The sequence below is a fragment of the Paenarthrobacter sp. NPDC089322 genome (assembly GCF_040684895.1).
GTDB lineage: Bacteria > Actinomycetota > Actinomycetes > Actinomycetales > Micrococcaceae > Arthrobacter.
In genome coordinates this window covers 32,159-40,983 of the sequence record NZ_JBFBGW010000027.1, presented here as the reverse complement: position 1 = coordinate 40,983, position 8,825 = coordinate 32,159, and the positions used below count along the sequence as shown (strand labels likewise).

The following is an 8,825-nucleotide window of genomic DNA, read 5'->3' as shown; positions in this document are numbered from 1 at the left end:
AAGCTCGTGGAACAGTGCACCTACCCGCTCACGGGCGTCGGCTGCGTCACCCGCGTCTACACCGATAAAGCAGTGTTCCTCACCGGCCCCGACGGCGTCACCGTGCGGGAAACGTTCGGCTGCACGTTCGAGGAAATCCAGGAGCTCGTACCCCTACCCCTGAAAAAGGCAGAGTAACGCCAACTACGATTGGTAACCATGACCGACTCCGCAGTGACCCCGCAGGCCAGCGACCAGTACGTGCAGTCGTTGGCCCGGGGTCTTGCCGTGATCCGGGCGTTCGACGCGAACAACCCGGTGATGACCCTCAGCGAAGTCGCAGCCCGTACGGACCTGACTCGCGCCACGGCCCGGCGCTTCCTGCACACACTCGTTGAGCTCGGCTATGTCCGTACCGATGGCAAGACGTTCGCGCTGACGGCCAAGGTGCTGCAACTGGGTTACTCGTACCTTTCGGCCTTGTCCCTGCCGCAGCTCGCCCAGCCCCACCTTGAAGAATTAAGCCTGAAACTCGGGGAGTCAACGTCCGCAGCTGTCTTGGACGGGCAGGACATTTTCTACGTGGCACGCGTGGCCACCAAGCGCATCATGAACGTCGGCATCACGGTGGGCACCCGTTTCCCCGCGTACGCCACGTCGATGGGCCGGGTGTTGCTTGCCGGCCTGCCCCCGGCCAAGCTTGAGGCCTACCTGGCGAAGGCCGAACTGAAAGCCCTCACCCCGCGAACCGTCGCCAGCGCAGCCGACTTAAGGGCCGCCGTCGAGCTTGTCCGGAAACAGGGCTGGTGCTTGCTGGACCAAGAGCTGGAACTGGGCCTGATGTCTATCGCCGCGCCGGTGCACAACCACAACAACGGCGATACGGTTGCCGCGATCAACGTATCCTTGCAGGCCCAGGCGGTCGCTGCGCAGCCCGAGGGCTATCTGGACTCAGTGCGTAAGGCCGTGGTGGCTACGGCGGATGCGATCTCCCAGGACGTCTCCGCCAAGCACTGACCCAAGTAGGTCGCAGCAGAGCGCGTTTTCAGCGGTCAAAACGCGCTTAACTGCGACCCAGTTGGGGGGAGGGAGCCTACTTCCGGATCCCCGCCAACCGCGTCTCCAGGATCCGTCGCACGAGCGAGTCCGGCACGGGATTGTCCGCAGAAAACCGGAGCGTGCCTGGTGACCATGAATAGCCGCCCAGCTCCTCGGACATTTCCGGCAGGATCTGCCCGCTGAACGGATACAGGGCCAGGTGCTTTTTCGTCTCCTGCACGCTGAGGAATCCCTTGCCGTCCACAAGCAACGCGGGCATGCCGTAACTGACGCCTTCTTCGGCGTCGGGCGCGAGTTCCCGGGCTATCGATACAATCCGCTCCAACAGCGCGCGGTTACCCGGGCTGACGTTCTCCAAATACTCGGTAACGGTTCCCATAGGGATATGGTGCGCCACCAGCCGGGAATTTGAGTACAGGACCGCCGTTGAACGCGCCGGAAGGCTACGTGCGCTGCGATAGATTGAGGATGTTGCCCTCGCTGTCCAGGAACCAGGCGGACTTTCCCCAGTCGTTCGTGGCCACGCCGTTCTCTGTCTTCAGGCCTGGGAAATCGTAGTCCTCAAAGACGACGCCGCGGCTACGCAGTTCCTCCATCTCCCGTTCCAGGTTGTCCGTTTCCCAGCCCATCTGGGTGTTCTTGGCCGAACCGGCGTTCTCGGTTTGATAAATCAGGAAGCCGGTACCCTTGCCGCACCGGTACAACAGGCTGCCCTCCTCCATGGAGTCGGAAGGGTCAAGTCCCAGCTTGTCACGATAGAAGTCCTTCGCCCGGTTGATGTCCTTCGCGGCGAGGACGGACATGATCTCCAGATCCTTTAGCATGATGGTTCCCTTTGTTCGCCAGCTTTGAGGGCGACAGGGTTCTGACACCCTCAGGGCAATTATGGAACCGAACTCCGGCTGCGGAAATAGCTGCCGCAGCTCTTACCGCTCCGGAATCACCGCGATGCCCTGGATTTCGATCATCGCTTCCTTTTGCCACAATCGCGTGACGCCAATGCCCGCCATCGCGGGGTACTGCGAGCCGGCCATTTCGCGCCAGATGCGTCCGATTTCGCGCCCGTTGGCCATGTAGTCGTCCACGTCCGTGAGGTAGATGGTTACGTTGACGAGGTCCTCGGGCTGTCCCCCGGCCTCGCGCAGAGTGGTGAGCACGTTGGTGAACGCCTGGGTGAACTGCTCCACGATGCCGCCGGGAACGATGTTCATGTCCTTATCCAACGCCGTCTGTCCGCCCAGGAACACGGTGTTTCCGGCGAGCATGCCGTGCGCGAACCCTGACGGCTTGGGCAGTGACTCCGGGTTGATGGTCTTGTGCGCCATGTTGTTCCTCCTCGGTTGTGGCAATCGCAAGAAATTCGAAAAAGCCTCTGTGCAGATCATTTCTGCCGTGCTACGTTGAGCATATGTGACGATCGTAAAAAAGTCGACACATCGAAACTCGAAGGGAACCAGCAATGAAACTTGCCACTCTGCGAACCGGCAGCGGAAGTACGACGGCGGCACTCGCCACGGGCGAGGGCACCTACCTCGCGCTTCCGGCCAGTGACGTTGGCGCACTCCTTGGCCACGAAAATTGGCGGGCCATTGCGGAAGCAGCAGACGGAGAGGCCATCAGCAACCCTGACTTCGCACCGCTGCTGCCCAACGCCGGCAAGGTGATCTGCTGCGGCTTGAACTACGGCGACCACATCCAGGAGATGGGCCGTGACCTTCCCGAATACCCGACGCTTTTCGCGAAGTACGCGGATACCCTCATCGGTGCCAACGACGCCGTGGAGGTACGCGGCAGTGCCCGTGTCGACTGGGAGGCCGAGCTGGCTGTCGTGGTTGGTTCCGAGCTGTACCAAGCGGACGAGCACCAGGCCCGCGAGGGTATCGCCGGGTACACCGTGGCCAACGATGTGTCCATGAGGGACTGGCAGAACCGGACGCTGCAGTGGTTCCAGGGCAAGGCCTGGGACGCCACTACCCCCGTGGGACCCGCCATGGTCACTCCCGATGAGGCTGGCGAAGAATTCCAGGTCCGCGGCTACGTCAACGGCGAGCTCGTCCAGGACGGCAACACGCGCACCCTCGTGTTCGGCCCGGCGCAACTGCTGTCCTACATCTCGCAATTCACCGTCCTCCGCCCGGGAGACCTCGTCCTCACGGGAACACCCGGGGGAGTGGGCATGGGCATGACCCCGCCGCGCTTCCTGCAGGACGGCGACACCCTCACCACTGAAATCGACGGCATCGGTCGGCTGGAAAACCAGTTCCGGATCCACGCATCAGTAACCGCCCAAGCGTAAAGAAGCACAAAGGAGAAACCCATGAGCCAGGCCACCACCGAATACCGCCTCGAAGGCGACAACTCCATCTACGCCCAGCCCAACGGCAAAGTGGTCCCCGTCGTCACACGTGCGGGCGAAGAAGACACCAACACCATGCAGTCCGGTGACTGTGTCCGAGTCTCCGGAGTCAGCATCCAGCACACCCCGGCAACCAAGATCTGGTTCGGCCAGGTGTCCAACACTCCCGGCTACCGTTCCCTTCCGCACCACCACGGTGAAGCAGAAACCGGCGGCTACGTCCTCCGCGGCCATGGCCGGATCTATTTCGGCGAGAACTACAGCGAGTTCATCGACATGAAGGCCGGCGACTGGGTCTTCGTGCCCCCGTTCATGCCGCACGTCGAGGCGAACATGTCCGTCACGGAAGAGCTCGTGTGGCTGACCGCCCGCACCCCGGAAAACCTCGTGGTCAACCTCGAGGACGTCCCGGACGAAACCCTCGCCGACTACCGCCGGGCATAACCATGATCACGGGAACCCTGACCTCGGAGACGTTCCTCCAGGCCGTTGACCTCACAGCCACCAAGGCGCAGGTCTTTGACGAAGCGTATGAGGCCACCACGCAGTACGTTCCGTGGCCCAAGGCTTACGGTGGAGACATGGTGGCCCAGGCCGCAGCAGCGATGATGCGCTCGGTGGATGCTGACCGGCAGCTCCACTCGATGCACAGCTACTTCATGCGTCCGGTGGATATCGGTTCCACGGTCCGCTACGAAGTGGAGCGGCTGCGGGACGGGCGGGGCTACTCCACCCGCACGGTCCGGGGGTTCCAGAACGGCAAGCCCGTCTATGCCGCGATGGGCTCGTTTCAGGTTCCCGAAAGCGGACCGGACTTCCAGCCTGAGGCGCCTGCCGTCGTCGAGCCTGAATCGCTGCGCTCCGCAGCCGAAGTGCTGGCCGGCATCGAAGGCGCCGCGGCGGACTATTGGGGAACCGGCCGTAGTTTCGATATGCGGCATATTCCTGGACCGGTATATGTCGAGTTGGAAGGCGGGACGGCACCTCAACAGGCCATCTGGATCAAAGCGTTTGACTCACTCCCCGATGACGCCAACCTCCAGCGCACGGCCCTCGCCTACGTGTGTGACTACACCATCCTCGAACCTCTCCTTCGGGTGAACGGCCTCACTTGGTCCACACCCGGACTCGCCACAGCAAGCCTTGACCACTCCATGTGGTTCCACCGCGACGGCCGCGTGGATGACTGGGTGCTCTACGCCCAGGAAGCCATCTCCGGCCAGAGCAACCGCGGCCTCGCAATGGGCCGTTTCTTCGACCGGCAGGGAAGGCTCCTCGCCACTGTCGCCCAAGAAGGCATGATCCGCGCCTGACCCCACCATCCCCAGCACCAACGACGCACCACTGAAAGGAACGGCCATGAGCATGTTGCCATCGGCCCATGTGGACACGTTCACCCGCGACCACTTGCCGCCCGCCGAAACCTGGCCGGCGCTCGAATTCACCCTCCCCGAATTGAACTACCCGGACCGGCTCAACGCCGCAGCCGTACTGATCGACGACGCTGTCGCCCGGTACGGTGCCGACCGCCCGGCCCTCCGCACTCCCGACGGCGTTGTCTGGACGTACGGCGAGCTCCAAACGCGCTCCAACCAGGTTGCCCAGGTCCTCACCGAAGACCTCGGCGTCGTCCCCGGAAACCGTGTGCTGCTGCGTGGTCCCAACAACCCGTGGATCGTTGCGGCCTGGCTCGGCGTGCTCAAAGCCGGCGCCGTGGTGGTGACCACCATGCCCATGCTCCGGTCCACCGAGGTCTCCACGATCATCCAGCTCACCAAGCCTGTGGTTGCCATTTCGGACCACCGCTTCGTGGACGAGCTGGCGGTCGCGGGCGGTGATGAGGTCACTGTCCTGACCTACGGAACCCACGACGACGGCGACCTCACCGCCCGCTGCTCGCGCAAGAGCGGGGAGTTCACGGCGGTGGACACGTCCTCCGATGATGTTGCCTTGTTGGGTCCAACGTCCGGAACCACGGGTGTGCCCAAGGTGACCATGCACTTCCACCGGGACATCCTGGCCAACGCGGACACGTTTGCCCGCTACATCCTCGAACCGACGGCCGATGACGTGTTCGCCGGGTCTCCTCCGCTGGCCTTCACCTTCGGTTTGGGTGGACTGGTGGTCTTCCCGCTGCGGTTCGGGGCGTCCGCACTGCTGACTGAGAAGGCCGGACCCGTGGAGCTGGCCGAGCGGGCTGCTGAGGCTGGCGCAACCGTCCTGTTCACAGCTCCCACTGCGTACCGCGCGATCCTCAAGGAGAACCGCGGCGAACTGCTGAGTCGCCTTCGGGTTGCAGTTTCTGCGGGCGAGCACTTGTCCAAGGAGACTTGGCAGGCGGTCCGTGAAGCCACAGGGCTTCGCCTGGTCAACGGGATCGGTGCGACGGAAATGCTGCACGTGTTTATCTCCGCGGCCGGCGACGACATCAAGCCCGGCACCACGGGGAAGGCCGTGCCGGGCTTCCGCGCCACGATTTTGGACCCTGAGGGCAAGGAACTCGGCCCAGGCCAGTCCGGCCGCCTCGCGGTCATCGGCCCAACAGGTTGCCGCTACCTCGACGACCCACGCCAGTTGAACTACGTGGTGAACGGCTGGAATGTCACCGGCGATACGTTCTCCATGGACGAGGACGGCTACTTCACGTACCAGGCCCGCTCGGACAACATGATCGTCTCCTCCGGCTACAACATCGGCGGTCCCGAGGTTGAGGCGGCCATCGACCAGCACCCGGATGTGGTGGAGAACGCGGTCATCGGCATCCCGGATGCCGAGCGCGGCAGCATCGTCTGCGCGTTCATCGTCCTTCGCGACGGCGTCACCGGCGACGCCGCCAAGCGCAAGGAAATCCAGGACTTCGTGAAGCAGACCATCGCCCCGTACAAGTATCCCCGCGATATCCGCTTCGTCACCGAACTGCCGCGCAACCCGAGCGGGAAGCTGCAGCACTTCAAACTTCGCGACCGTGTCCTCGCCGAGGAAGCACAACCACAGGAACTTACCGCCGCCGGCCAGGGCCAGGCGTAGAAGGAGCAACACCATGAAAATCGCAATCGTCGGAGGCGGCCCGGGCGGCCTGTACTTCGCAGCACTGATGAAGCAGCTGGACCCGTCGCACGAGATAACGCTCTGGGAACGCAACGCTGCCAGCGACACTTTTGGTTTCGGCGTCGTCTTTTCCGATGAGACGCTGGGCGGCATCGGCAACGCCGACCCGGTAGTGGCGGAATACATGAGCCGCAGGTTCGCCCGCTGGTCCGACATCGACATTCATTTCCGCGGAGAAATGATTACCGTCGGCGGCCAGGGTTTCGCTGCGATGAGCCGCAAGGAACTGCTGGAACTCCTACAGCGCCGCTGCATCGAACTCGGCGTTGACGTCCGTTTCAGCACCATGGCCCCTGCCATCGAAGAACTCGAGGCCAACTACGAGCTGGTCCTTGCCGCCGACGGCGTGAACTCCCAGATCCGCGCCAAGTACGCCGACGCGTTCGGCCCGGACCTGGACCCGCGGACCAACAAGTACATGTGGCTCGGTACGGACCAGGTGTTCGAGGCCTTCAAGTTCTTCGTGAAGGAAACCGAGTGGGGCGTCATGCAGATCCACGGCTACCCGTACTCGGATGAGGGCTCCACGTTCATCGTGGAAATGCATGAGGATGTGTGGCACGCAGCGGGGTTCGATGAGACCGCCAACGAGGTCTTCCCTCCCGGCGTCTCCGACGAGAAGGCGATCGCCAAGATCCGGGACATCTTCGCCGAGGAACTGGCCGGCTACGAGGTCCTGTCCAACAACTCCAAGTGGCTGAACTTCAACACGGTCCGCAACCAGAGCTGGCGCAAGGGCAACGTGGTCCTGGTGGGCGATGCCGCGCACACGGCACACTTCTCCATCGGCTCGGGCACCAAGCTGGCCATGGAAGACTCCCTCGCCCTGGCCGCTTGCCTGCATGAGCACGCCAGCGTGGCGGAAGCACTGGAAGCGTACGAAACAGAACGCCGTCCCGTGGTCGCCTCCACCCAGCGCGCGGCCCAGGCTTCCCTGGAATGGTTCGAACGGATCGGCCAGTACAAGGACCAGGACCCCACCCAGTTCGCGTTCAACCTGCTCACCCGCAGCCGCCGCATTACCCAGGAGAACCTGCGCCTGCGCGATCCCGAATTCGCCGACGCCGTGGACCGGAGCTTCGCCTCCTCGCAGGGGCTCACTGACGTTGCCCCGGCCATGTTTCAGCCCTTCAGCATCGGGGGACTGGAGCTGAAGAACCGCATTATCGTCTCGCCGATGGACATGTACTCCGCCACGGACGGCGTCCCTGGAGACTTCCACAAGGTCCACCTCGGCTCCAAGGCCCTCGGCGGCGCCGGACTGGTCATGACCGAGATGGTCTGCGTCTCCGAAACGGGCCGGATCACCCCGGGTTGCAGCGGCCTCTACACAGACGAACAGCGCGACAGCTGGAAGGAAATCGTCGATTTCGTCCACGCCCGCTCCACGGCGAAAATCGGCGCGCAGCTGGGACACTCCGGCCGCAAGGGCTCCACCAAGCTCATGTGGGAAGGCATCGACCAGCCGCTGGACTCCGGCAACTGGACCGCCGTCGGACCTTCCGCGCTGCCGTATGGCCCCGAAAACCAGACTCCGCTGGAACTGGACCGCGCCGGCATGGACGCCATCAAGGCCGAGTTCGTCGCCGCCACGCGGCGGGCGGAGGAAGCGGGCTTCGACCTGCTGGAGATCCACGCAGCCCACGGCTACCTGCTCTCCTCCTTCCTCTCCCCGGTCTCCAACCAGCGCACGGACGAATACGGCGGCAGCTTGGAGAACCGCCTGCGGTTCCCGTTGGAAGTGTTCGACGCCGTCCGCGCGGCTTGGCCTGCCGGCAAGCCTTTGACGGTACGCATCTCGGCGACCGACTGGATCGAGGGAGGCAACACCTCAGACGACTCCGTGGAAATCGCCAAGGCGTTTGTTGCGCACGGCGCTGCGGGACTGGACATCTCCACTGGCCAGGTAGCCAAGGAAGAGAAGCCCGCGTTCGGACGCAGCTATCAGACGCCGTTTGCTGACCGCATCCGCCAGGAAGTGGCCGCTCCGGCAGGCGTGGCGGTGATCGCCGTCGGCGCCATTTCCAGCTACGACGACGTCAACTCCATCCTCCTCGCAGGCCGCGCCGATCTCATCGCCTTGGGCCGGACCCACCTGTACGATCCCCAGTGGACCCTCCACGCCGCCGCCGAGCAGGAATACCAAGGTCCCGGAGCCCAGTGGATCCCGCAATTCCGGGCAGGCCGGCGGAAGCCCCCAAGCTCGCGCACGGACGCAGTCCGCCCCCGGTTGTCCCTGCTCAAGGAACCCGAAGCCGAAGAAGCCACCACCCACCTCCGCTGGACGCCCGCGTCCGCCGCTGCATCGGTTCTGGTGAAGTAG

General features: G+C 63.8%; 9 protein-coding genes and 1 pseudogene. 7 read left to right on the top strand and 3 right to left on the bottom strand.

Going from position 1 to position 8,825, the window contains the following annotated elements; translation table 11 throughout:
- Window positions 1-177, top strand: a pseudogene (locus AB0N65_RS19535) (3-oxoadipate CoA-transferase); the annotation flags it as partial.
- Window positions 178-198: 21 nt separating this feature from the next.
- Window positions 199-996 (top strand): IclR family transcriptional regulator C-terminal domain-containing protein, encoded by a 798-nt coding sequence (locus tag AB0N65_RS19530; protein ID WP_364165556.1) that lies wholly within the window; start codon window positions 199-201, stop codon window positions 994-996.
- Between the two features lie 76 nt (window positions 997-1,072).
- Here the strand turns inward: AB0N65_RS19530 and AB0N65_RS19525 are convergent, their stop codons facing one another.
- The 3 genes from AB0N65_RS19525 to AB0N65_RS19515 all read right to left on the bottom strand — a co-directional run bounded on the left by AB0N65_RS19525 (window position 1,073) and on the right by AB0N65_RS19515 (window position 2,363).
- Window positions 1,073-1,417, bottom strand: coding sequence for a DUF1801 domain-containing protein (locus AB0N65_RS19525; protein WP_364165553.1), 345 nt, complete (start codon window positions 1,415-1,417; stop codon window positions 1,073-1,075).
- A gap of 64 nt (window positions 1,418-1,481) precedes the next feature.
- Window positions 1,482-1,862: a VOC family protein gene (locus AB0N65_RS19520; protein ID WP_364165550.1), complete on the bottom strand. Its 381-nt coding sequence runs from the start codon at window positions 1,860-1,862 to the stop codon at window positions 1,482-1,484.
- Between the two features lie 102 nt (window positions 1,863-1,964).
- Window positions 1,965-2,363 (bottom strand): RidA family protein, encoded by a 399-nt coding sequence (locus AB0N65_RS19515; protein WP_347108937.1) that lies wholly within the window; start codon window positions 2,361-2,363, stop codon window positions 1,965-1,967.
- Window positions 2,364-2,497: 134 nt separating this feature from the next.
- Between AB0N65_RS19515 and AB0N65_RS19510 the strand changes: the two genes are divergently transcribed.
- The 5 genes from AB0N65_RS19510 to AB0N65_RS19490 are packed head-to-tail and all read left to right on the top strand — an operon-like array spanning window position 2,498 to window position 8,825.
- The gene (locus AB0N65_RS19510; RefSeq protein WP_364165546.1) at window positions 2,498-3,334 is read left to right on the top strand and encodes a fumarylacetoacetate hydrolase family protein; all 837 of its coding nucleotides are present in this window, start codon (window positions 2,498-2,500) and stop codon (window positions 3,332-3,334) included.
- A 21-nt stretch (window positions 3,335-3,355) separates the two neighbouring features.
- Window positions 3,356-3,838, top strand: a complete 483-nt coding sequence (locus AB0N65_RS19505; RefSeq protein ID WP_364165543.1) for a cupin domain-containing protein — start codon at window positions 3,356-3,358, stop codon at window positions 3,836-3,838.
- Between the two features lie 2 nt (window positions 3,839-3,840).
- Window positions 3,841-4,707, top strand: coding sequence for an acyl-CoA thioesterase domain-containing protein (locus AB0N65_RS19500; protein ID WP_364165540.1), 867 nt, complete (start codon window positions 3,841-3,843; stop codon window positions 4,705-4,707).
- A 46-nt stretch (window positions 4,708-4,753) separates the two neighbouring features.
- Window positions 4,754-6,421 carry an AMP-binding protein gene (locus tag AB0N65_RS19495; protein ID WP_364165537.1) on the top strand — a complete coding sequence of 556 codons (1,668 nt, stop codon included), beginning with the start codon at window positions 4,754-4,756 and terminating at the stop codon, window positions 6,419-6,421.
- Between the two features lie 13 nt (window positions 6,422-6,434).
- Window positions 6,435-8,825, top strand: a complete 2,391-nt coding sequence (locus AB0N65_RS19490; RefSeq protein ID WP_364165534.1) for a bifunctional salicylyl-CoA 5-hydroxylase/oxidoreductase — start codon at window positions 6,435-6,437, stop codon at window positions 8,823-8,825.